General features: G+C 60.3%; 1 protein-coding gene. It reads left to right on the top strand.

Going from position 1 to position 469, the window contains the following annotated elements; all coding sequences use genetic code 11:
• Positions 1-189 precede the first annotated feature (189 nt).
• A partial coding sequence (fabA, locus tag ACLJNW_RS23180; RefSeq protein ID WP_410961082.1) for a bifunctional 3-hydroxydecanoyl-ACP dehydratase/trans-2-decenoyl-ACP isomerase occupies positions 190-469 on the top strand: 280 nt, incomplete at its 3' end.

Genomic DNA, 469 nt, shown 5'->3' with positions numbered 1-469 from the left:
ATCTACGACAAGGGCGGCAAGCGGACGCGGGAATAAAGTGAACATCTGTTCGCCGGACACTGTGACTTTCACCGCAACGCAACAGTCTATGACTAGGCTGCCGCTGCGACGCCGATACAATAACCCGGCGCGACGGCCGCTGGACGAACCGCCACAACCCTGCAGTTCAGGGATTTTTGAGGAGCTCGCATGACCAAACAACACGCCTTCACCCGAGAAGACCTGCTGCGCTGCAGTCGCGGCGAGCTGTTCGGCCCGGGTAACGCGCAACTTCCCGCCCCCAACATGCTGATGATCGATCGCATCGTTCACATCAGCGATGTCGGCGGCAAGTATGGCAAGGGCGAGCTGGTCGCCGAGCTGGATATCAACCCGGACCTGTGGTTCTTCGCCTGTCACTTCGAAGGCGATCCGGTCATGCCCGGTTGCCTGGGCCTGGATGCCATGTGGCAGCTGGTCGGTTTCTACC

Source organism: Salmonella sp. SAL4457 (assembly GCF_046548235.1).
In the GTDB taxonomy this organism is placed as follows: domain Bacteria; phylum Pseudomonadota; class Gammaproteobacteria; order Enterobacterales; family Enterobacteriaceae; genus Salmonella; species Salmonella enterica.
Note: the sequence above shows the minus strand (reverse complement) of the source record. Positions and strands in the feature narration are given on the sequence as shown.